The sequence below is a fragment of the Acinetobacter sp. YZS-X1-1 genome, assembly GCF_000804305.1.
GTDB classification, from domain to species: domain Bacteria; phylum Pseudomonadota; class Gammaproteobacteria; order Pseudomonadales; family Moraxellaceae; genus Acinetobacter; species Acinetobacter variabilis.
In genome coordinates this window covers 52,737-75,492 of record NZ_JWHB01000004.1, presented here as the reverse complement: position 1 = coordinate 75,492, position 22,756 = coordinate 52,737, and the positions used below count along the sequence as shown (strand labels likewise).

At 41.7% G+C, this 22,756-nt stretch carries 17 protein-coding genes; 7 read left to right on the top strand and 10 right to left on the bottom strand.

The annotated features are described in order from the left end of the window. Positions 1–146: 146 nt before the first annotated feature. Genes RJ01_RS03860 through pilG form a run of 4 tightly spaced genes read right to left on the bottom strand, consistent with a single transcriptional unit; the run spans position 147 to position 3,582 of the window. Positions 147–2,216, bottom strand: coding sequence for a methyl-accepting chemotaxis protein (locus RJ01_RS03860; RefSeq protein WP_005236998.1), 2,070 nt, complete (start codon positions 2,214–2,216; stop codon positions 147–149). A 46-nt stretch (positions 2,217–2,262) separates the two neighbouring features. Continuing rightward, positions 2,263–2,799 (bottom strand): chemotaxis protein CheW, encoded by a 537-nt coding sequence (locus RJ01_RS03855; RefSeq protein WP_004784984.1) that lies wholly within the window; start codon positions 2,797–2,799, stop codon positions 2,263–2,265. A 5-nt stretch (positions 2,800–2,804) separates the two neighbouring features. Further along, positions 2,805–3,173: a response regulator gene (locus RJ01_RS03850; protein ID WP_004784985.1), complete on the bottom strand. Its 369-nt coding sequence runs from the start codon at positions 3,171–3,173 to the stop codon at positions 2,805–2,807. Between the two features lie 25 nt (positions 3,174–3,198). Beyond that, complete coding sequence (gene pilG, locus RJ01_RS03845) at positions 3,199–3,582, bottom strand: twitching motility response regulator PilG (protein ID WP_004784987.1); 384 nt, start codon at positions 3,580–3,582, stop codon at positions 3,199–3,201. A gap of 282 nt (positions 3,583–3,864) precedes the next feature. Between pilG and RJ01_RS03840 the strand changes: the two genes are divergently transcribed. The 4 genes from RJ01_RS03840 (at position 3,865) to RJ01_RS03825 (ending at position 10,632) form a co-directional block, all read left to right on the top strand. Continuing rightward, positions 3,865–4,509, top strand: coding sequence for a hypothetical protein (locus RJ01_RS03840; protein WP_034170199.1), 645 nt, complete (start codon positions 3,865–3,867; stop codon positions 4,507–4,509). Between the two features lie 51 nt (positions 4,510–4,560). After that, the gene (locus tag RJ01_RS03835; RefSeq protein WP_034170114.1) at positions 4,561–5,688 is read left to right on the top strand and encodes an efflux RND transporter periplasmic adaptor subunit; all 1,128 of its coding nucleotides are present in this window, start codon (positions 4,561–4,563) and stop codon (positions 5,686–5,688) included. 18 nt (positions 5,689–5,706) lie between these two features. Beyond that, positions 5,707–8,817, top strand: a complete 3,111-nt coding sequence (locus RJ01_RS03830) for an efflux RND transporter permease subunit (protein ID WP_034170113.1) — start codon at positions 5,707–5,709, stop codon at positions 8,815–8,817. Between the two features lie 96 nt (positions 8,818–8,913). Beyond that, a complete protein-coding gene (locus RJ01_RS03825; protein WP_034170112.1) occupies positions 8,914–10,632 on the top strand; it encodes a proline--tRNA ligase in 1,719 nt (572 codons plus the stop codon). Positions 10,633–10,689: 57 nt separating this feature from the next. On the opposite strand, the gene RJ01_RS03820 is transcribed toward RJ01_RS03825, so the two are convergent. From RJ01_RS03820 to RJ01_RS03795, 6 genes are all read right to left on the bottom strand, one after another. Further along, entirely contained in the window at positions 10,690–12,105 is a 1,416-nt protein-coding gene (locus RJ01_RS03820) for a hypothetical protein (RefSeq protein WP_034170111.1), read from the bottom strand. 16 nt (positions 12,106–12,121) lie between these two features. Further along, the gene (locus tag RJ01_RS03815) at positions 12,122–14,296 is read right to left on the bottom strand and encodes a DUF6160 family protein (protein ID WP_034170110.1); all 2,175 of its coding nucleotides are present in this window, start codon (positions 14,294–14,296) and stop codon (positions 12,122–12,124) included. A 29-nt stretch (positions 14,297–14,325) separates the two neighbouring features. Beyond that, positions 14,326–15,042 carry a hypothetical protein gene (locus RJ01_RS03810; protein ID WP_034170109.1) on the bottom strand — a complete coding sequence of 239 codons (717 nt, stop codon included), beginning with the start codon at positions 15,040–15,042 and terminating at the stop codon, positions 14,326–14,328. Between the two features lie 12 nt (positions 15,043–15,054). Then, the gene (locus tag RJ01_RS03805; RefSeq protein ID WP_034170108.1) at positions 15,055–17,079 is read right to left on the bottom strand and encodes a hypothetical protein; all 2,025 of its coding nucleotides are present in this window, start codon (positions 17,077–17,079) and stop codon (positions 15,055–15,057) included. Between the two features lie 233 nt (positions 17,080–17,312). Continuing rightward, on the bottom strand, positions 17,313–17,882 hold the full coding sequence (gene dcd / locus RJ01_RS03800) for a dCTP deaminase (protein ID WP_004785008.1): 570 nt from the start codon (positions 17,880–17,882) through the stop codon (positions 17,313–17,315). 122 nt (positions 17,883–18,004) lie between these two features. Next, positions 18,005–18,598 carry a LysE family translocator gene (locus RJ01_RS03795; RefSeq protein ID WP_034170107.1) on the bottom strand — a complete coding sequence of 198 codons (594 nt, stop codon included), beginning with the start codon at positions 18,596–18,598 and terminating at the stop codon, positions 18,005–18,007. Between the two features lie 644 nt (positions 18,599–19,242). Here RJ01_RS03795 and RJ01_RS03790 point away from each other — a divergent pair. The 3 genes from RJ01_RS03790 to RJ01_RS03780 are packed head-to-tail and all read left to right on the top strand — an operon-like array spanning position 19,243 to position 22,753. Then, positions 19,243–20,247: a TAXI family TRAP transporter solute-binding subunit gene (locus tag RJ01_RS03790; RefSeq protein WP_034170106.1), complete on the top strand. Its 1,005-nt coding sequence runs from the start codon at positions 19,243–19,245 to the stop codon at positions 20,245–20,247. Then, positions 20,247–20,741 (top strand): DUF1850 domain-containing protein, encoded by a 495-nt coding sequence (locus RJ01_RS03785; protein WP_034170105.1) that lies wholly within the window; start codon positions 20,247–20,249, stop codon positions 20,739–20,741. The genes RJ01_RS03790 and RJ01_RS03785 overlap by 1 nt, the downstream gene beginning before the upstream one ends. After that, positions 20,738–22,753 carry a TRAP transporter permease gene (locus RJ01_RS03780; RefSeq protein ID WP_034170104.1) on the top strand — a complete coding sequence of 672 codons (2,016 nt, stop codon included), beginning with the start codon at positions 20,738–20,740 and terminating at the stop codon, positions 22,751–22,753. The genes RJ01_RS03785 and RJ01_RS03780 overlap by 4 nt, the downstream gene beginning before the upstream one ends. Positions 22,754–22,756 lie beyond the last annotated feature (3 nt).

Sequence of the window (22,756 nt, the reverse complement as noted above, 5' to 3'; positions counted from 1 at the left end):
CCGCCAAGAAGGGCGCTCAAACTTAATTGTGACCGTCACGCGAGACCTAACCTTATGTAGTCAAGTCCATCTTGTCGAGGCTTTATCTGTATTTCTGAATGTGCCTCAACCTAGGTTAAGGCACACTCCCCTCATACTTTCTGACTTTATTCTGGTAGTTTAAAGTCAGATACAGATTCACGTAATGCATCGGCCATGTTCGCCAATTCAGATACCGAACGTGCTGTATCGAAGGTTGCACTCGTAGTTTGTGAAGTAATTTCCTGTACGACATTCATCGTGGTCGCAATATGACCCGCAGATGCAGACTGAAGTTTCGCAGCATCGGAAATGTTCGCAATCAGTTTTGCCAGGTTATTCGATACCGTTTGAATCTCATCCAGTGCCACACCAGCGTCTTTAGACAGGTTCGCACCACGTACAACTTCGGCTGTGGTTTGTTCCATTGAAATTACGGCTTCGTTGGTATCCGTTTGAATGGTTTTTACCAAGCCTTCAATCTGTTTGGTTGCAGAGGCAGAACGTTCCGCAAGACGCTGGACCTCATCCGCTACCACGGCGAAACCACGACCAGCTTCACCCGCCATCGACGCCTGAATCGCTGCGTTCAATGCCAAGATGTTGGTTTGGTCGGCAATATCGTTAATCAGGGCTACGATGTTACCAATTTCTTGTGAAGATTCACCCAGACGTTTAATACGTTTAGAGGTTTCCTGAATCTGTTCACGAATCGTATCCATACCTTCAATAGAACGGTGTACAACGTCTGCACCATTTGCAGCAATTTGTACTGAACGTTCCGCAACGACTGCAGATTCTTCCGCGTTGGCAGATACCTGGTCAATGGACATTGCCATTTCGTTAATCGCAGCAGATGCACCCGCAATCTCTTGTGCCTGGTGTTCAGATGCTTCAGCTAACTGGTTGGTAATGCTTTGAGTTGTCGCTGTATATTGCGCAACTTCCTGAGAAGTTTCGGTAATACGAGATACCAAGTCACGCAACTGGTCGATCGCGAAGTTAATCGAGTCGGCGATCGCACCGGTAAAGTCTTCCGATACTGTTGCATATGAACGTAAGTCACCATCCGCAAGGTCGGCAATTTCGTCTAGTAAACGTAAAATCGCATTCTGGTTACGGTCATATTCTTCTTGAAGACGGGTTACACGCTGTTTATCCGATGCACCACGTAGGGTTAACAGGCGGAATACACACAGTAAGAAGCCGATCAATAACAGAATTAACAGTACCGCTGGAACGATTGTTTTCAGACCAGAGTTACCAGACAGTTTGTTTAGGTTATCGAGCAGGGCATCCGATTGCGAGAAAATTGACGCAGATGCCTGACGTACTTTTACGATTTGCGCAGAGTTTTTCAGAATTGTCGCAGATGCTGATTGAAGTACATCATCATATTCCGCTTTGATGCCTTCCAGAGACTCGCGCAGGTTTGGATCAGTAATACGTTGTACACCCAGTTCAGCAGAACCGTTTAACTGTGCATTTAAGTATGAACCGAAAGTTTCGGTGTCGGCACTGAAGTCGTCCGCTGATTCACGTGAACCGTCGTTACCAGTCAATACCAAGCTGATCGAACGTAAAATACGTTCCGCAATGAATACCTGGTTTTTCGCAATGACCACCTGGTTAGACGGCATGTCTTGACGCGCCATCTGGTCGACCATCAAGTTATATTCAGCCTGAATCCCCGGTATGGCTTCACCAATTGCGATGTTGGTGTCATATAACTGGTTAATGATTTTTTGTTGCGATGCAATCAGGTCAATACTAGAAGACACTTCTGTCCACTGTTTATCTACTGCTTGCAGTGCCTCATTATTGGAATGAATATTTTTTACAATCTCAAGGTTTTCCGCAAAAGCTTTTTGAGAATCTGTCAGTTTTTTCATCGCTTCAGGTGTACCAGAAGCCGTTGCTTCAGTCGCCTGACGAGAAATGGTTTGTGAAAGCAGACGTAAATCACCCAGACTTTGTGTCAGCTGATTAGCACGTGGCACACTGTAGAAAAGATACAATAAAGTGATGGTTGCCGCTAACAGACAGCCGGCTGCGCCATAAATAAACGGTTTAGACTTTTCACTATCACCAAATACACGTGACAACTGGTCTGTTTGTGATTGAATCTTGGATAAAAAAGTATTGCCACTTTTGCGGCTACCTTCACCTGTATTTTTCTTTTTAAGTTTAAAGCCCATGCAGCCTCTCCCCGATTTACGTCTTTATTACTTTCGTGCGCGACGTTTAATTTATAAATTTTATAGATGCGTTCATAAATTTTGGATTTTGCAACAGACGACTGAATAAGAACACATGCCATTGCTGGTTATGCTGGTGGAAAAATCCCTGACAGTATTCTTGTAAGTTATTATCCAATTCAGTAGTTTTAGAAAAAAAACTTTTCTTATTAAAATGTTGTATACCCAAAACTTGATCAACGACCAAACCGACATATTGGTCATTATGGTGAATACATAATACTTTTTGAGTCGGTGAAAACTGGCTACTCTGTCCTGATACATATTGAGTCAAATCAGAAACTGATAATAACCTTCCCCGAATATTGGCCAATCCTAACACCCATGATTGAGTATTAGGAACTAGCGTATATTTTGGAGGATAGATCACTTCGGATACTTCCCCCAGCGGGGCAACAAAATATTGCCCCATCATCTCAAAAGCAATGCCTGACCATCGGTTGACTTCATTTTCATTAGAAACGTAGTTTTTATTTCCCCGTTTCGCAATGCGAAGCAATTCGATAAATCCATTTGCTGCCATAGAGCTTATCCTGCGTTGAGGTGGTGCTTAATCACTTCAATCAACTGTTTTTCATCTACCGGTTTTGTAAGATAATCTGCGGCACCCTGACGTTTACCCCAAACGCGGTCAGTGGCCTGATCTTTGGTACTTACAATTACAATCGGAATATGCTTGGTGGTTGCACCACGTGCGATTTGACGTGTTGCCTGGAAGCCATTCACGCCTGGCATGACCACATCCATCAATACCAGATCTGGCAACTCAGCCTGAGCCATGGTTACCCCATCTGCACCATTGGATGCTTCAATCACCTCAAAGCCATGTTTAGAAAGAATCTCTCTAAAACGGAATGTTTCTGTCGGTGAGTCATCTACGATTAAGATACGCGCCATGCCAATTCCCCTAAAAAATCAATTATTAAGCACTAATATGGTTACGGATTGCATTAAGCAATTCATCTTTACTGAAAGGTTTAGTCAAGTATTCATCCGAACCAACAACACGACCTTTGGCCTGATCAAATAAGCCATCTTTACTCGAAAGCATAATCACAGGAATATTCTGATAATTTTGAGAGTTTTTAATCAACGCACAAGTTTGATAACCATCTAGACGAGGCATCATGATATCTACAAATACGATATCCGGATTGGCTTCTGCGATTTTTGATAAAGCTTCAAAACCATCTACCGCAGTCACGACTTCATATCCTTCGCGCTGTAGAAGAGTTTCTGCTGTACGACGAATGGTCTTTGAGTCATCAATGACCATAACTTTTAGATTTTGGAATTTATCGTCCATTTTGACCCTTCCCATTTTAGAAACGATGCGCCATAAGGCTCATAGGATTATTTTATTACGATCGATAAACATTTTTAACACAAATCCACTTGTATTATCAATGAACATTTTCTACACAAGTGTGCAAAAATAGCGGATTTCATAAACCATTTCACATTTTTATTTTGTCATTGCTTTTTTTTTGACTGACGGTAGTTTTTAATTCGTGAATTTGAGTCTAATATAGCATTATTATTACTTTAAAATAAGTAATTTAGTCAACTTTCAATTGGGGAGCCAATGATGAGTCAGTTTTCAGAAAAACTTGCTTTCATTGATAAAAATAAAATGACTGGCCAATTCATATTTGCAGTGACACTTTTTCTTCAGGTCACCATTTCATATGCCTCAACTAACCAGCCACCAAAAGCCACCTGGTATCGCTATTATGATAATAAAGGCGTGGCCAATATCAGCACTAACGTTACCCCCAACCATATCCGCTATGGCTATGAGGCACTTGACCAGAATATGCAGGTCATTAAACGTGCACGTCCTTATAATGTCGATAAAGATATTAAACAGGCGCCGCAACGTGCCCAGCAAGCCCAGCGCATCGCAGAAGATCAAAAACTGAAACGTGCCTATACCAATAGCCATGTTGCTCTACAAAAAAAGAATGAAAGTCTGAGCCAACTGAAGAAACAGATTGCCTTTCAGCAAGAGCAGATGAAACAGTTGCAGCAAGACCGGGTCATGTTTGTACGCCAAGAACGTGAATATTTACGTAAAGGCAATAATCCCCCAGCCTCTTTAAAAGCCAACCTTGAAAACAACCAGAAAAACCTGATTTCTCAAAAAGAAAATATTCAATCTTTACAAACTCGCTATCGAAATATGGAAGCGGAATACGACAGAATTATTGCCCGTTTAAAAGCGCTTGAATAAACACAAATAACTTATTGTTGCTTTAAACGACCACAAGTGAAAAGGATTAATATGCCATTTGCACAGCATTTTCATATTTCAAAGACCTCTTCTTCGCGCTCTGTATTGATGATGAGTGCACTTTGCTTAAGTCTTTTTCTAAGCGGCTGCAATAAAAATGAATCTACACCGCAAGCCGAAAGTCCAAAAACAATTGAACTGATCCCTCAGGATCTGGTTGCTGTAAAAACAGGCACTTCTATCCAGAAATCAGCATTTACCGGCACTATTCGCGCAGTCAACCAAAGCAGTATTCAGGCGCAGGTTTCTGCCACTGCCACCAGTGTTAATGCTCAGGTCGGTGACAATGTAGCTAAAGGTCAGGTACTGGTCCGCTTAAATAATCAGGATAATGCTGCACGTCTGGCTCAGGCCCGTGCCAATCTCGCATCTACCCAGGCACAGGCTAATCAGGCGCGCAACATGATGCAGCGCAAAAAGCGTCTGCTCGACCAAGGCTTTATCTCTAAAGTTGAATATGAGCAAAGCCAGGTTGACTATCAGGCCCAGGTTGAAAATGTCCGCGCACAGCAAGCCAATGTCGATATTGCCGTAAAAGCCGATCGTGATGGCATTATCACTAGCCCGATTAGTGGCGTGATCACTCAGCGTCAGGTTGAGCCCGGTCAAACCGTGGCGATCGGACAAACCCTATTTGAAATCGTAAATCCAAATCAACTGGAAATTCAGGCTCGTGTCCCGAGTGAGATGCAGTCCAGTCTGCGTTTAGGCGGCAAAATTGAATATCAGATTCAGGGCAATCCAAATACGTATACCGCTGCTATTAGCCGGGTGTCTCCAATTGCCGATCAGGCCAGTCGGCAGATTGAATTCTTCGCCAGACCGAATGAAAGTATTCCCTCTTTAAGTATTGGCTCTTTTGTTGAAGGCAATATTCTGAGTTCTCAACAAGTTTCTGGTCAGATTATTCCCCTCGATACCGTTCAGGATATCCAGAATAAACCTTATGTCTGGGTTATTCGCCAGAACAAAATTATTAAAGTGAATGTTCAGGTTCTGGAACAGCGCTATAACCAGAATACTGTAGTGATCCAGGGTCTGGAGACAGGTGATCAGGTCAGTCGCATTCCATTTACTGAGGCAGATCTCAACAAGCCAGTGACACTGCGTTCCAACTAATCAGACAGGATCATTAATATGTGGTTTACCCGAATTAGTGTGAAGTATCCCGTCTTCACCATTATGATGATGTTCTGTTTGATGGTGCTTGGACTAGCTTCCTGGCAGCGCATGGGTGTAGAAGAATTTCCGGATGTCGACTTTCCCTTTGTGGTGATTTATACCAGCTATCCAGGCGCTTCTCCAGAAACCGTTGAATCGGAAATTACCAAAAAACTTGAAGACCAGATCAATACTATTTCTGGTTTAAAACAGGTAATTTCACAATCCAGTGAAGGCCTGTCGATGATTACGGCCGAATTCAATCTGGAAGTTCCTTCTACCATGGCGGCACAGGATGTCCGTGACAAAATTGCCTCAGTCACCGCCGAATTCCGTGATGAAATTCAGGAACCGGTTGTCGAGCGTTATGATCCGACTGCCAATGCAATCATGTCGATCGTATTTGAGTCCGACAATATGGATTTAAAGGCACTGAGTTCCTATCTGGATCAGCGCATTGTTCCACAACTACGAACTGTTCCGGGAGTAGGTACAGTCAACCTTCTTGGTGATGCACAGCGCCAGATTCGCATTCAGGTTGAACCCCAGAAACTGCAAGCTTTTGGTATCGGCGTGGATAGCGTCATTAATACTCTGAAATCTGAAAATATCGAAGTTCCGGGCGGTACATTAAAATCTGGCAACTCGGAACTGGTGATTGAGATCAATTCCAAAGTGCTACATCCCCTCGCCTTTGGCGATTTGGTGATTGCCAATAAAAATGGTGCACCGATCTTTCTGAAACAGGTCGCAGAAATTGAAGATAGCCAGGCAGAACTTGAAACTGGTGCATTTCTGGATGGTAAAGCTGCAGTTGCAGTTGACATCCTGCGTAGCTCTGATTCTAATGTCATTGAAGTTGTAGACAGTACTTACAAAACCCTTGAAAGCCTCAAATCCCAACTGCCACAAGGAACCACCTTAAAAGTTGTGGTAGATTCTTCAAAAAGCATCCGCGGCACCATTGGTGATGTGGCGCGTACCATTATCGAAGGTGCAGTTCTTGCTGTCCTAATTGTTCTGTTATTTTTAGGTTCTTTCCGCTCAACGGTCATTACTGGCCTCACTCTGCCGATCGCTTTGCTCGGAACTTTGACCTTTATCTGGGCTTTTGGTTTCAGCATCAATATGATGACCTTATTAGCCCTGTCTTTAAGTATCGGTTTGCTGATTGATGATGCAATTGTAGTACGGGAAAATATCGTACGGCATACCGATATGGGTAAAGACCATGTCACTGCTGCACTGGACGGAACCAAAGAAATTGGTCTTGCTGTTCTGGCAACAACATTGACAATCGTCGCGGTCTTCTTGCCTGTTGCCTTTATGGGTGGAATTATTGGGCGTTTCTTTTATCAGTTCGGTGTGACAGTAAGTACCGCCGTTCTGATTTCCATGTTTGTCAGTTTTACTCTAGATCCGATGCTATCTGCGCATTGGGCAGAAAAAAAGAAGAAAGATCCCAATAAAAAGCCGGGCCGAATCAAACGCTTCTTTAACTGGATTTCAGGCAAATTAGACAATTTAAGTCATGTCTATGAAAAGCTATTGAAACTGGCTTTACGCTTTAGGTTCATTACCATTGTGATTGCAGTGGCATCTCTGTTTGGCGCTTTAGCACTTTCGAAACTGATTGGTACAGAGTTTGTACCTGTCCCGGATAAGGGTGAAATCCGGATCAAGTTTGAAACCCCAGTCGATGCTTCACTGGAATATTCACAAGCCAAACTGCAACAGGTCGATAAAATCGTACGTCAGCATCCTGATGTACGTGCAACTTATGGCGTAATTAATGGTGTGACCGATCGCGGTAAAAACCATGTCAGCTTACGTGTCACTGTAACTCCACGGACTGAACGTGAGAAAAGCTTGAATGATCTCAATAATGAATTCCGTCAACGTTTACAATCTGTGGGCGGCATTACCATTACCTCAGTTGCTTCCGCGGATGAAACCGTATCGGGTGGTCAAAAGCCGATTATGATCTCAATCAAGGGCCCTGATTTGAATGAACTACAAAAGATTTCTGATCGCTTTATGGTCGAGATGGCTAAAATTGATGGCATCGTCGACCTGGAAACATCCCTCAAAGAGCCAAAACCGACCTTAGGTGTACAGATCAATCGCGTTCTGGCCAGTGATCTTGGTTTGTCAGTCAATCAAATTGCCAATGTAGTTCGCCCATTGATTGCCGGCGATGATGTCACCACGTGGCAGGATGAAAAAGGTGAAACTTATGATGTTAACTTACGCCTGACCGAAGACCGGCGCACCCTGCCGAGCGATCTGCAAAATATGTATATCACTTCATCTAAAATGGATGGCAATAATCAGCCGATTTTGATCCCGCTTTCTAGCGTTGCTAATTTTGAGGAAAAACTGGGAGCTTCTCAGATTAATCGTCGTGATCTGGCGCGTGAGGTGCTGGTTGAAGCAAATACCTCTGGACGCCCTGCAGGTGACATCGGTACTGACATTAGCAGACTTCAGGATAATTTCGACATGCCACCGGGTTATAGTTTTGATACCCAAGGTGCCAATGCAGATATGGCAGAATCCGCTGGTTATGCGTTGACTGCGATTACCCTGTCGATTGTATTTATTTATATTGTGCTGGGTTCACAGTTCAACAGCTTTATTCATCCTGCTGCCATTATGGCTTCATTACCTTTGTCATTAATTGGTGTATTCCTGGCGCTGTTCCTGTTTAATTCGACCATGAACCTGTTTTCGATTATCGGGATTATTATGCTGATGGGTCTGGTAACCAAAAATGCGATTCTGCTTATCGACTTCATCAAGAAAGCCATGGATCGGGGTGAAGCCCGTTATGATGCGATTCTGAATGCCGGCAAAACCCGTTTACGTCCAATTCTGATGACCACCAGTGCCATGGTCATGGGAATGGTGCCGCTCGCTCTGGGCTTAGGTGAAGGTGGTGAACAAAGTGCACCGATGGCACATGCCGTGATCGGCGGGGTAATTACCTCCACCCTGCTGACATTGGTCGTGGTTCCAGTGATTTTCACTTATTTGGATGACCTTAAGAATTTTATGCTGCGCCAAGCCCGTAAAATCATGGCATAATTTAAACCATCACAATGAGGTGACATTCACGAATGTTCACCTCATTTTTTATTGTATAATCTCTACTTTAACGCTTAATTTTTTAGGACAGTTTCCATGCGCGCGAGTCGCTTTTTATTTGCAACGTTGAGAGAAACCCCGAACGATGCTGAAGTTATTTCACATCAGCTGATGCTTCGTGCCGGTATGATTCGTAAGTTGGCTTCAGGTTTGTACACCTGGCTGCCGATGGGCGTTCGCGTATTAAATAAAGTTGCAGCGATCGTTCGCGAAGAAATGAATAACGCGGGTTCACTCGAAGTCTTGATGCCTGTGACTCAACCAGCTTCTCTTTGGGAAGAATCTGGTCGTTATGTGCAATACGGTCCTGAACTATTACGTTTTAAAGATCGTCATACCAATGACTTTGTGCTTGGTCCAACACACGAAGAAGTCATCACTGATCTGGCACGTAATGAGCTAAAAAGTTACAAACAATTGCCTGCAAACTTCTACCAGGTTCAAACAAAATTCCGAGATGAAATTCGTCCTCGTTTTGGTGTGATGCGTTCACGTGAATTCGTTATGAAAGATGCTTACTCTTTTCATGCGGATCAGGAATCTCTGCAAGCAACTTACGACAAAATGTACGAAGCGTACTGCAAGATCTTTACGCGTTTAGGTCTGGATTTCCGTCCAGTACAAGCGGATACCGGTTCAATCGGTGGTTCAGGTTCACACGAATTCCACGTCTTGGCTTCAAGTGGTGAAGATGATATCGCCTTCTCAACTGAATCTGATTATGCAGCTAACATCGAAATGGCTGAAGCGATTCTGGTGGGCGATCGTGCTGCTCCAACTCAAGAACTGAAAGTGGTTGATACCCCAAATCAAAAAACGATTGCCGATGTATCAAATTTCCTTGGTACTGATCCTGCGCATTCAGTAAAGGCATTATTGGTTCAAGGCGTTGCAGCTGAAGAAGGTAAAGCAGCTCCTGTCGTTGCCCTGTTCCTTCGTGGTGACCATGAACTGAATGAAATTAAAGCCGAAAAGCATCCAAAAATTGCTGCGCCTTTGGCTTTTGCTACTGAAGCTCAACTTGCTGAACTAGGTTTGACTGCTGGTTTTGTAGGTCCACAAGGTTTAGTAGAAAAAGGCCTAACAGTGATTGTTGACCGTGCTGCTTCTGTACTTTCTGACTTCGTCGCGGGTGCAAACGAAGCAGACAAGCACGCAACTGGCGTGAACTGGGAACGTGATGCGCAGTTTAGCGAAGTTTATGACCTGCGTAATGTGGTTGAAGGCGATCCTTCTCCAGATGGTAAAGGTACACTTCAAATCAAACGTGGTATCGAAGTGGGTCATATCTTCCAGTTAGGTAAAAAATACTCTGAAGCTTTAGGCTGTAAGGTCTTAGGTGAAGATGGCAAACCATTCACTGTAACAATGGGTTGTTATGGCATTGGTGTGACACGTGTCGTAGCATCTGCAATTGAACAGAATTACGATGAAAAAGGCATCATCTGGCCGGCTGCAATCGCTCCATTTGAAGTAGCAATTGTGCCAATGAATGCGCATAAATCACCTCGCACTTTAGAAGCTGCTGAAAGCTTATATGCAGAACTGCAAGCTGCTGGTTTCGATGTACTGCTTGATGACCGTAATGAACGTCCAGGTGTGAAATTCTCTGATCTTGAATTGACTGGTATTCCACATCGCATTGTGATTGGTGAAAAAGGTCTGGATGCAGGTACTTTTGAATATAAAGGTCGCCGTGATGCAGAATCAGTAAATCTTTTGAAAGAAGAACTACTGGCAAAAATTGCTAAATAATTTTTTCTGAATCAATAAAAAAATCCCGCCTAGAGCGGGATTTTTTATATGTCTGAATTAGCAGAACTTATGTCCGCCAAAGCAGTTTGAGGTCACATTCTGGTTCTGTAGCAGCTTATCCATTAAGGTTAAAGTTGCAGGAGTACCATCTACATAGTTAGTAAATTTACCTACATCAATATTCAATTTACGTACCACCGCGACATTCGCCAGAGACCCTAAAGCCTCGCCCACACTGACATCAATCAAGTTTTCAGGACGTAAAAGAAATTCAGAAATAGCAGTTGCTACCTGAGGTAACACGAATGAAATATCAACTTCATCTGTAGTTTTTAATACACCCAGTTGAATCGGGTCTTTAAACGATAGCCACCAACCTGGTTTGGCAATATCAGCCGCATCCGCACCTTGCCAGTGCACATTCTGACTCTGTAAAGACAAATAACCGCCTGTACCATTTAATGGAATATTATGGATCATATTCAGAGCTTGGACAAAGGTGATGTCCATATTCAGGTTATCCAGACTTGAACCAGCACCCATTTGAAAGAAAGAATGTGTTCCTAAATTAAGAAATCCAATTAATGGATCAAACTCTACATACAGCTTATCTTTTGAAAAATCTGGTGTACCAATCACATCACTTGGCAAAGTTGAACCCGTTAAAGCCTTTGCTAATGGAATCGAAGCAATAGTAGAACGGATATTACTTACAGTCGCTGACTTTAAGCGTTGCCCAGTCACGACAGTTTCTGGCATAGTAAAGTCTACCCGCATGGAAGGCACTGTAATCCCGGTATGGCCATCAGCACCTGGCTTACTGGTGAAAGTACGTGTTTGTCCTAAAGCTTTTAGATTCCCTGAGATTTTTTCATCATTTGCAATACCAAAGGTTCCCGCTTTTGTAACAGACTCACCAGTGGTTTGCGCCATTTTCATATAACCACTAAAACTTTTGAGGCCATCATTGGGATTTTCAACGTTGTCAGTTCCCATGGTTAAGAGTCCAACAATTTTATCTGCACCTAGACGGAAACCGACCACTTCTCGGGTAGAGGCACTTCCACCATTTTTAATTGCAAACTCAACAAAGGGATTACTTACACTGGCACTGGTATTAGCACGGTCGTCTGAAAAGACAGGGTTACCTTTATCATCAAGGCTGGTATTTAAGCCACTCAAAGCCAAGTTAGAAATATCAATATCACAACCATTGGTATTCCCAATACTGTTATTAGTTCCACCACAACCGAGCTGCAAAGTTTTGATATTAATGTTCAATTCCATTAAAGCTTCAATACTTAGCTTATGGAAGTTAATCCCTTGTGATGAATCATAAGCATTTTCCAAATTTAATAATGCCTGTGCATCAACTGCCGATAAAGCCTCATCATCTAAGGCTGTCATAGCCATCGCCTGTTGAGTAAGGCCCATTAAAGTGACAATCAAGCTATTCAATATTATTTTTTTCATGAAATCATCCCTTATTTCAGCGCGGTGTAATACCAAGCGTACTGCGCATGGTTCCGCCTGTGAGTGCAATTGTTGCTATATTCTGCATATTGCCATTTGTGGTCATGGCCATGTTGGTTCTAAACGGCTCGATAATCTTCTGATATTTATTAAATTTAATTTGATTATCTAAAGTAACAGTATCTTCACTCACGCCTATTTTGGTGATTAATCCTAAATTCCCTTCCATACGATTAAAGTTAATCGCAGAAGTATGAACTGCACCTGTGCTATCTACATCTTCATTAATCAGACTAAAATAACTACCAAGATTATTGACATCACCTTTTTCTGTAGAAGTTAATGTTCGGAACTTAAAGTTTGCATCCAGAGATAAATAATTTTCGTCTGCTACATCCAGTCCCGGAATAATCATTAACTCACCACTACCATCAAGCATCATGGCAATTGTTGTTAATACATCGTCGCGTTTAGAAAAATTGTCATCAGGAACAAACTGATCACATTTATTGCCTGATACACAGTTATATTTAGATCCCGGTAATTGTCCAATTGCCACTTCAGCTTTCGCTGCGATCAGCAATTTATCAGCTTTTACATAGATGCCTTCATCTTCATAACCAATCACCCCTTTGGATTCAATAAAGGCATCAATATTTCGAAGGCCAGCATAATAGTTTCGCGCATACCCATTCTCTACACCACCATCAATTAAAAGAATTGAAGTTGTACTTGGTGCTCCAGTTTTAGCATCCTTACCATAACCTTCAGTTGATGCCATCACGTTATAGGCAATACCATTCTTATCACCGTCATATTTTGTACCCGACAAAGCAACATTGGCATTCAGGTTGTAAATTGGGATACCAATTCCCCAAGAACCACTATTCCCGGAAATAACACCAGTATCATTAGAAATAAAATTTGCTTTGGCTGCAATCGACTGGAAATCCATACCCCGTATGGCAATTAGTGCAAAATCCTGATTAGCAGACGTACTGCTTAAAGTTTGCTGCAAAACCGGATTACTTCGTCTAAGCGTTGACTTAATATTGTCATTCACTAAAAATTCTAAGCTCTGTGCCTGAATTGTATTGATATAAATATCGCCAAAATCGATATAAGCATTATTTTTTCCAGTCAATGAACGTAATTCATTAAACTGAACTGCATAGCTTCCTTTACCCGTATGACCAATTTCCAAAGTTGTTGGCTTTAAACCCTGTGCTGCTGCCACTTCCTGATTGGTAAAATCAGCTGATAAACCAAGATGCAAGCCACCTTCACCTGCGTTATAGCTTGAAACACTGCGACCTTGTCGTGTCAGCACACCACCAACTTTATTACTTATATCAAAAGAATTCAGTTTTGACTGATCGGCACCTAACGACAAACGTGCATTACTCACTGCACCCGAAATACCATAGCGCATGATATTTTTTAAATCGCCATCTCCATTCTGATAGCGCAAATCAAAGTTTAATCCAGCTGTTTGCGCACCAGTTGTTCCTACAGCCACTGGTTTTAAATTAATTAAATGGTCTTGTGTGCCACTTTTACTGGCGAGTACGATGCCTTTTGTCGGGTCTATATACATATAGCCCGTACCAGCGAAGTTAAAATTAAAGTTATCTAGAACTAAGCTATTTGTACCTAAAGTATGTTTAATCGTGGCATCTTGCAAATTGAAATCGATAGTAGCTGTTTCATTCTTATTGAATAAACCAGCTGTCGTTTGAAGCACCATTTTAAATGGACTATCAATCGCAAGACCTAGTTTGCCCAAATTTTGATTGTTTTCGACACAGCTTGTTCCAGCACATTCCTTACTCACCAGTTTAAAATCTGCATTGGCACTAAAGGGAGCTACGCTTGCTTCTAAACGAATCCCTGCACCAGCATCGGTCGCACCGACATCAAACTTAAGCTGGCTTAAAATCGCATTTTGATCTTTGCCTAAGATTTTTACTTTATGCAATCCCAGTCCCATCTTGGTATTTACATCAGCATTCGGGTCATACCAATTGAGCTGTTCAACTTCAACTTTTGATACCTCGTGCGTAATCGTAATACCGTCTTGACCAGTGATATAACCTAATTCTTGTTCTTCAATCAGCTCTAGTGCATAACTATGCTGTGCCAAACAGATACATACCGTTAATAAGTTAATTTGTGATTTTATTTTTTTCATTCTTTCATCCCTATGCTGCATCCATGCAGTTAGCAACGGCTTTGTGCACTCCCTGCTGAGCAGTTAAAGCCAAATATTTTTAAGTTTCCTGACATGTGCATGTTGCCGTGCATATTGAGACCCATAAAGCCCTTCTCACGCCCCCGGTCAAATTCTGGAACATCTGCTGAGGCAGTGGTATATGTACCGTCCTCTTTATAAACACGATTGGTGAAGGTCGTATACTTTTCTGAATTGGCATAGCCTTCCTTATCACCCTCCCCAGTTCCGGTTTCAATAGCCAAAGTATTAAAGCCCAAATTTCTTATTTTCAAAGGCTTATCATCATAAAAAGTGATTTTCATGGCTGTTTGAGGATCGCCTGCCGCATTAGTAATCGTGGTGCCATCGATAGAAAATTTATCAATTTGCAGGGTGCCTTGTATGCCTTTAAATACTAGCCATTTTTTATTGCCTTGGGCGTCGACATGATTGTTCGGAGAAATCGCCAAGCGACAAAACAAGGTGTTAATTCCACAATCTGTTGTTGGCTTGTAATATACTTCTAACTTATTAGCGACCGTTTCAGAAATTTGAGATTTCGTTAAATCAGTAGCGTATTGATGGTTGAGTGACAAGGTCCAGCTTAAATCCGCTCCACCTTGACCCGTTTCTGCTGTCATTTGCTGCGGATCAAGACTGACCAAGCCGGCTTGTGTCGCTAAAGAAATCCCAAGAACTGTAGCAAGCATTAACTTTTTCAACATTGCCCTATTCCTTTATAGACCTGTAGTTTTTATTTTTAGATGTTGAATCAACACACCATCAATCACTGCTGAACCAAAATTCCTCATTGAGTTATCAGTAGCTCCCCTAAATACCACACCGGTAGCATTATTATCATCTTTTGCCTTCAGCATATTGGTATTGGCAATACGTTCAACAGAACCAATGGCGATACTACTGTGTGTCGCATCACGTCCTTGATACAAGGCAATGCTATCTGAAGCTTGAGCTTTAATTTCAGTACCACATGTATATACATTACATGTAGAGCCTAAAAGTGCTTCTGATCCTAAAAAGCCACCTTTTCCATCTGGATAACGCTGATAAATCCGGTTGTAAATATCTGGAATTTTAGGAATACGTGTAACTTCCAAAATAATATTATTTCCTTCCGAACCCACAACAAAAGGTTGGTACATAGTTCCTAGTACCAGGTTGATATTTGGGCTATATAAATACAATCCCTCGGTATCATGAAATATAGGAGCTGCAGAGCCATTTAAAGCAGGGGTCGGACCATCTCCATCAAGATTATTCTCTTTTGCTGCACTACTAATGCGCATCCCTTTACTGTTCAAATTGTTTGAATCACTGGTCAGAGTAGAGGGGTCATCATTCGTATTGAGTCGGATCAGACTCGCCAGGCCTAAGGTTTGACTATATGTAAGATCAGGCGATGTAAGGGTTTGAAATAGTCGGACTTGTGAGCCGTTCATGCTCAAACCATTAGCAATAAACTGTGCACGAAAACGTTCAGAAATATCTAAGCCTGAAGTAGGTGCTCCAGTAGCATAATCTACGGTATTACTTGAGTTTAAAGAACGTGAGAAAATATCAGTCCAAAAACCTAGTTTAATATTATTATCTGCTTCATTTGCAGCAACTGTTGCAAGAGGTGCTTCCAAAGCTAGATAGCCCACTTCTTTTCCAGTATCCGTAAACTGTTTTACTGTTTCGGCTCCGGCATGAAATAACCAGGGATTGCTGGCTGTTCCCCAATTAAACCCCTGATTGCTATAGCGGCTACTGAGTGAGTTATCACTTTTTGATAAAGCTAAACCATAGATAAATACATCAGCCTTCGTACGTAGCGTACTGACTGAGGTACCCATTGCAGCTTCTTTGGCCGCTGTTGTTGCGCTCGCTTTAACCGCCTGCTCCATAGCGGTCACTGCATTTTTTGCCTGAATTAGTGCATATTTATCTGCTTCAATTGCTAGTTTTTCTTGAGTCCGGTTTTCAACAATCGTTGTTACCCCAGGATCGATCAAATTACTTCGGGATCCTACAGCCTGAGTCCATTTATTATTAAGAGAAACGGATGCACGATTCCCCCATAATAATTCAATCATTTCATAAGTATTAGCTAAAGCATATTCTGCTGATTTATCTTTTAACCATAATGTAGATTCTAATGAATCAGGTTTTGTTATTGTTCCGTCATTACTTAGAGATAAAGGCCAAAGATTACCATCATAATAATCTTGATAGCGCTGATCATAATACTGCTTCATTAAATCTGAATTGCGATATTGCTCAACAAGACCAGCACGCGCATTAGCACCAATTTCATTACGGATTGCAGTTAAAGTCGTATTATAGTTTTGAGTTTTATAGGTACTAACACTATTGTCATAAGTCGTTTGATAAAGATTGGCATTTGCACTGATACCATTTAAATAGCTACTCGCATACACTCGATCATAGACTTTGTTATAGGCACGTTCACCTAACTGAGCATAGTTCTCTCCAGTCGGAATAATACGAATAAAGCCAGTGTCTGCCTGACCTGGATTGGCAATACCTCGTGCATAGCTTGAACCACTGGAAGCATCATTCGGTGCCTGAAAAACTATTTTAAAGTCATCAAGTACTAGGGCAACACCTTCACCGGTAGTATCAGAAAGAGAAGAATCAGTTAATTCCTGCATTGCATGTGCGGATGGCAATAATCCTAAACCGATCATCATTGCCAAATAGCTTTTACGAAATTGAAATTTAGCTTTTATTTGAGCCATCTCGACCTATCCTTCTTATCTGATGCTCCGCATCTTTATCCTTCAGCTTCCCAGCCTTCAATTTTTGATTTTTATGATGCTTGGCACATCTTTTTTATATATTCATTCTTCATTATGCTTATTTTTAGCAAGATTACCAAAGCCAAAAGCCTAAAAACCCCGAGTTTCCGATGAATGAAACAGCAAAAAAATAAGCGAGGCATTTGCCTCGCTTATTGAATGCTTTAAAACGATTAAGCTTTAGGCAAAGTAACGCCTGTCTGCCCTTGGTATTTACCACCACGATCTTTATAGGAGGTTTCACAAACTTCGTCTGATTCGAAGAACAACATTTGAGCCACACCCTCACCCGCATAAATACGTGCAGGCAGGTTAGTCGTATTCGAAAACTCTAGCGTGACATGACCTTCCCACTCAGGTTCAAGTGGGGTCACATTCACGATAATGCCACAACGTGCATAGGTCGATTTACCCAAGCAAACGGTCAGTACATTTCGTGGAATACGGAAGTATTCTACTGTACGTGCCAACGCAAATGAGTTGGGGGGAATGATACAAACATCCGATTCAATATCGATAAAGCTTTTTTCGTCAAAGTTTTTCGGATCGACAATTGCAGAGTGAACATTGGTAAATACTTTAAACTCACGCGCACAGCGCACATCATAGCCATAGCTTGAAACACCATAAGAAATCAGCTTTTGACCATTTTCATCCAGACGAATCTGGTTTTCTGCATAAGGTTCAATCATGCCGTGTTTTTCGCTCATTTCGCGAATCCAGCGATCAGACTTAATTGCCATTGATATAATCCAAAAATCTTAAAAATAAGTAATTGCGACGTACTTTAACTGAAATTGACACTAATGAAAATAAGCGAAATTCTGACAGCTAAATTTCAGGAAATTTAGCTGCTTTTTCAGGTTTAAAGACTGAGGAGTGCTGAATAGGATAAAGGTACAGAAAAGCTCATTAAAATAATCGAAGCGGTCTTTTGTAAGTTCTTTTGATTCAGCCAGCGATTGTTTTTTCTGGCCAGTAAACTACCTAAAAAGGTCCAGAAAAATGCGATAGGAATAAGTAATGCCAAGAATGCCAGCATATAAGTCACATAATATTGACTGCTTTTCCACACAATGACCGGGAAAATGGCCGAAGCAAATAATAATGCTTTAGGATTCAACAAAGTCGCAAAAAATAGTTCCCGTGCCCGAATCGAAATACATTGAAAATTTTCACCAAGTTCTGCAGTACGCCATAATTTTAAAGCTAAAAATAGAATATAAGCAGCACTACAGAGTTTGAGAATATGAGGTAATTCCGGCAAATAGGCCGAGATTTTACCAATCAAAAAGCCCCAGCATGTAATTGCGATGAGATAGCCGAAAGCTTCTGCAGGGATGAGGCGAAAAGTTTTTCTAAATCCAACTTGAATACCTGACGATGCCAATAAAGTATTGGTTGGGCCCGGTGTTAATAGAATGGCTGCCACTAAACCAATAAATAACCATGAAATCATAGTTTGACCTCGCTCTTAGGTATTAAGCATAAAATAATCCGGTCAAATCTGCAAAAAAATAATTGTAAGAGAACATATTAAAAATTTTATATTTTATTATTTTTAATTAATTTCATATAATTACGTAAAAATATAAGAGAATTACCTTTCAGTCAATTTTGACAATTTATAAAGCTATAAACTCATAATAAAATTACTATAAAAGTAGAAGTTTCAATAGAGTATTCGGACTTAAAGTTCCTGAAATATTAGTCTCTAGAACATGAAAGAAAAATCATCCAAAACTTTGAAATCATTATTTCTGGTAACTTTTGATTGAATTTTAATTCACTAAAATCCCTGCTCTTGCCTATGAACTTTGGGCACTTCAGAAAGATTTGATGATGGGAGCAACTTTTACCTAACTCCTAATGATTAAATTTCCACTCTCCATTTAAGATGTCTATCTTGCTCAATTTGTTCAACATATTGATAAAGTAAATTTTTGAAAAAAATGCTATTAAAGGTATTCAGATAAAATAATTGCTGTTAAATTGTACAAGGACAACAATTGATAATTCACATTTTTTTAACATCCAGACGGTTTAGTATATTGTTGTTTTAATTATATTTTAAGAACTACAGAATAATATCAGGAGTCATATATGAATAAATGGATCAAACTTTCAGTCATGAGTTTAGCGCTATCAGGCGTAGTTGCTTGCTCGAATGATAATGCACAAAATAAATCAGATAATCAGGCTGCATCTGGTGAGAGCGTAGCTGCAGATAAACTGCAAACCCGATTTGTAAATATTGCGACAGGCGGTGCTTCAGGTCCTTATAATGTCATCGGAACAGGATTGGCTGAAATCTATAACAAGACCTACGGCGTGAGTTCCAAAACCCAGACCACAGGGGCTTCTGTCGAAAATCTAAATTTATTAAAACAGAACAAAGTTGAAATGGCCTTTGTCATGAGCGACAGCTTAACCGAAGCAATTAATGGTCAAGGCAGTTTTAGCACCAAGATTGACAACGTGCAGCAGATCGCTGCTCTTTATCCGAACTATGTGCAAATCGTAACCTCAAAGCGCTCTGGTATCAAAAATATTGAAGATCTCAAGGGCAAACGTATTGCGGTGGGCGCCCAGAATTCAGGTGTAGAAGTGAATGCCCGTACTCTATTGAACGGTTTTGGTATCACTTATAAGGATGTCAAAGTAGATTACTTAGGTTATGCCGAAGCAGCGGATGCCTTGAAAGGCGGAAAATTGGACGCAGCCTTCCTGACCAGTGGTCTTCCAAACTCCTCCCTAATGGAACTGCAACAGGGTTTTGACCTTCAATTGGTCAGCATCAATCCAGATAAAGTGAAAGCGATTGCCAAAGATCAGGCGTATTTCCTGCCAATGACCATTCCTAAAGGGACCTATGGCAATGCTGAGGATATTCCAACAGCAGCGATCATGAATGCATTGGTGGTTCGCTCAGATTTGTCTACCGATGATGTATATAAGCTAACCAAGACGTTCTTCTCCAGTCTGGATCAGCTGGCAAATTCGCATCAGGCTGCTAAAGAAATCACTTTAGAAGGTGCACAAAAAGGTCTGGTTGCTCCACTGCATCCGGGCGCGAAAAAATTCTATGATGAGAATAAAGCGAACTGATGAAATGGATACAAGGTGCAGCGATTGCTGCACTTTTTAGTTTGGCTACTTTTTTTATTACCTGTGTTTGGATGACATTTTCGTATATTTTTGTGGAAGTGAAAGAGCAAAATTTCCAGTGCAAAATTGACCAGAAATCTTTTCAGCTGAGCTGGATGCATTCGGTAGAAAGAACACAGTGGAAAGAACGTTATCTTCTAGACAAGGATCATTTCATTCTGACAGATACTCAGTTCGTTTCATTTGGTGCGGGTACACCTGATCAAGGTACTATTACTCGACAGGATGATGGCAATATCCATATGCAAATCAACCGGAAGATGAAAGAAATCAATTGGGTGATTTCACGCAGAATGCAGGGAAAAATTGAGAGTATTGAGAGTGCTGATCGGATCTGGAATATTTATCAGGATTTTCCTGACTATAGCACGGTACAGATCTCTATAAAAAAAGACAGCCTATGGAAAAAAAGAGGTTTAAATGATTGCCTATGAATCCACAAGAAACAAGAAATGTGACCGAAGCACTGGATGATCAACAGCAACAAGAATTATTAGAAAAATTTGACCGTGAATCTGTCACTCGCAATCCGATCAACAAATCGGTTCGCTGGTTTATTGCTGCCTTGGCAATATCCTATTCGTTATTTCATCTTTATATTACTTTTAATCCTTTGCCAGAACTGATTCAACGTGCAGCCCATGTATCCATTGGTCTGGCGCTGATTTTCTTGTTGTATCCAGCACGTCAGGCCAGTAGCCGGCAAAAGGTCGCATGGACGGACTGGATTTGGGTCAGTGCCTCTTTTGCTTCTTTCTTTTATTTGTTTAAAGAATACCAAGCCATTATGACTACCCGGGGAGGCATTCCCAATACACTGGACATTGTCTTCTCAATTATGACGGTAGTATTGGTGGTTGAGGCTGCTCGAAGGGTAATGGGCTGGATGTTGCCGATCTTGGGACTGATTTTCTTAAGCTATCCATTTGTCAGTCATTTTGACTGGATGCCGGATCGCTTGCTCACTCGCCCCTATACATTCAGTGATATTTTCGGGCAAATGTATCTGAAGACTGAAGGTTTATATTCTTCAGCCATTGGTGCTTCAGTCACCTTCATTTTCTTGTTTATCCTGTTTGGTGCATTTTTGGCGAAATCGGGAATGGGAAAATTATTCAATGATCTGGCCATGGCACTTGCCGGTCATAAGCAAGGTGGGCCAGCCAAAGTTGCGGTGATTTCCAGCGGTTTTATGGGTAGTATTAATGGTACGGCGGTTGCCAATGTGGTAGGAACCGGTTCATTTACCATTCCCTTGATGAAAAAAATTGGCTACCACAAAAACTTTGCCGGTGCAGTGGAAGCCAGTGCTTCTGTAGGCGGACAGATCTTACCTCCAGTCATGGGGGCTAGTGCATTCATCATGGCCGAAACAACTGGTGTCAGTTATGGCACGATTGCCTTAGCCGCGGTATTGCCTGCCCTACTGTATTATCTCGGTGTAATGGCACAAGTCCATTTCAGGGCAGGTCGGGATAATCTTAAAGGCGTTCCCAAAGCAGACTTGCCACGAGTCAAAGAAGTTCTGAAAGAGCGCGGACATTTATTACTTCCAATTATTGCGCTTGTGGTGTTCTTATTCCAGTCAATTCCGGTCAGCTATGCAGCGGTTTATACTATTTTATTAACCATCGTTGTTGCTGCATTTAGAAAATCTACGCGGATGGGACCGAAGGAAATCCTGGAAGCACTGGCAGATGGTGCTAAACAGTCACTCTCTGTGATGTCTGCCTGTGCAGTGGTGGGTATTATTATCGGTGTGGTCAGCTTGACCAGTTTTGGCTCGGTAATGACCTCTTCAATTATGAGTATTGGTGCAGGCAGTCTGTTTCTAACACTGTTTTTTACCATGATTGCATCGATGATTTTGGGTATGGGCCTACCATCCATTCCTGCCTATATTATTACCGCAACCATGGCAGCTCCGGCTTTAGCCAACTTTGATATTCCAATCCTAGTTGCGCATATGTTCGTGTTCTATTTTGGCCTGTTTGCCAATATTACCCCACCCGTCGCCTTGGCCGCCTTCGCCGGTGCCGGGATTGCGGGTGGTGATCCAATGCGGACTGGCTTCCTGGCACTACGCCTATCTCTGGCTGGCTTTATTGTGCCCTTCCTATTTGTCTATAACCCGGCGATGCTGATGATTGATACAACAGATATTGCCGTGAATGCCAAAGAATTTGCCTTACCGGCATGGAATGTCATTTTAAGCATTACCGTGACGTCGATTGTCGGCATTCTGGCACTGGGGGCCGCAGTAGAAGGCTACTTTAAAACCGCGATGAATTGGTTCTGGCGTATCTTCCTGGGGGTTGGTGCACTCATGATGATTGTGCCTGAGACCATGACCGATATTATCGGCACCATCATGGTGATTATTGCAATTGGCTTTAATATCATTCAGGCAAGAAAAGAAAATACAGTCACGACTAAAACCTCATAAAAA

Bases quoted from the DNA above. Each gene is read 5' to 3' on its own strand.
- RJ01_RS03855 (WP_004784984.1), bottom strand. From the start codon at position 2,799: ATGGCAGCAAATGGATTTATCGAATTGCTTCGCATTGCGAAACGGGGA.
- RJ01_RS03785 (WP_034170105.1), top strand. From the start codon at position 20,247: ATGAAATGGATACAAGGTGCAGCGATTGCTGCACTTTTTAGTTTGGCT.
- RJ01_RS03830 (WP_034170113.1), top strand. From the start codon at position 5,707: ATGTGGTTTACCCGAATTAGTGTGAAGTATCCCGTCTTCACCATTATG.
- RJ01_RS03805 (WP_034170108.1), bottom strand. From the start codon at position 17,079: ATGGCTCAAATAAAAGCTAAATTTCAATTTCGTAAAAGCTATTTGGCA.
- RJ01_RS03810 (WP_034170109.1), bottom strand. From the start codon at position 15,042: ATGTTGAAAAAGTTAATGCTTGCTACAGTTCTTGGGATTTCTTTAGCG.
- RJ01_RS03850 (WP_004784985.1), bottom strand. From the start codon at position 3,173: ATGGCGCGTATCTTAATCGTAGATGACTCACCGACAGAAACATTCCGT.
- RJ01_RS03815 (WP_034170110.1), bottom strand. From the start codon at position 14,296: ATGAAAAAAATAAAATCACAAATTAACTTATTAACGGTATGTATCTGT.
- RJ01_RS03820 (WP_034170111.1), bottom strand. From the start codon at position 12,105: ATGAAAAAAATAATATTGAATAGCTTGATTGTCACTTTAATGGGCCTT.
- pilG (WP_004784987.1), bottom strand. From the start codon at position 3,582: ATGGACGATAAATTCCAAAATCTAAAAGTTATGGTCATTGATGACTCA.
- RJ01_RS03835 (WP_034170114.1), top strand. From the start codon at position 4,561: ATGCCATTTGCACAGCATTTTCATATTTCAAAGACCTCTTCTTCGCGC.
- RJ01_RS03860 (WP_005236998.1), bottom strand. From the start codon at position 2,216: ATGGGCTTTAAACTTAAAAAGAAAAATACAGGTGAAGGTAGCCGCAAA.
- RJ01_RS03780 (WP_034170104.1), top strand. From the start codon at position 20,738: ATGAATCCACAAGAAACAAGAAATGTGACCGAAGCACTGGATGATCAA.
- dcd (WP_004785008.1), bottom strand. From the start codon at position 17,882: ATGGCAATTAAGTCTGATCGCTGGATTCGCGAAATGAGCGAAAAACAC.
- RJ01_RS03840 (WP_034170199.1), top strand. From the start codon at position 3,865: ATGAGTCAGTTTTCAGAAAAACTTGCTTTCATTGATAAAAATAAAATG.
- RJ01_RS03825 (WP_034170112.1), top strand. From the start codon at position 8,914: ATGCGCGCGAGTCGCTTTTTATTTGCAACGTTGAGAGAAACCCCGAAC.
- RJ01_RS03795 (WP_034170107.1), bottom strand. From the start codon at position 18,598: ATGATTTCATGGTTATTTATTGGTTTAGTGGCAGCCATTCTATTAACA.
- RJ01_RS03790 (WP_034170106.1), top strand. From the start codon at position 19,243: ATGAATAAATGGATCAAACTTTCAGTCATGAGTTTAGCGCTATCAGGC.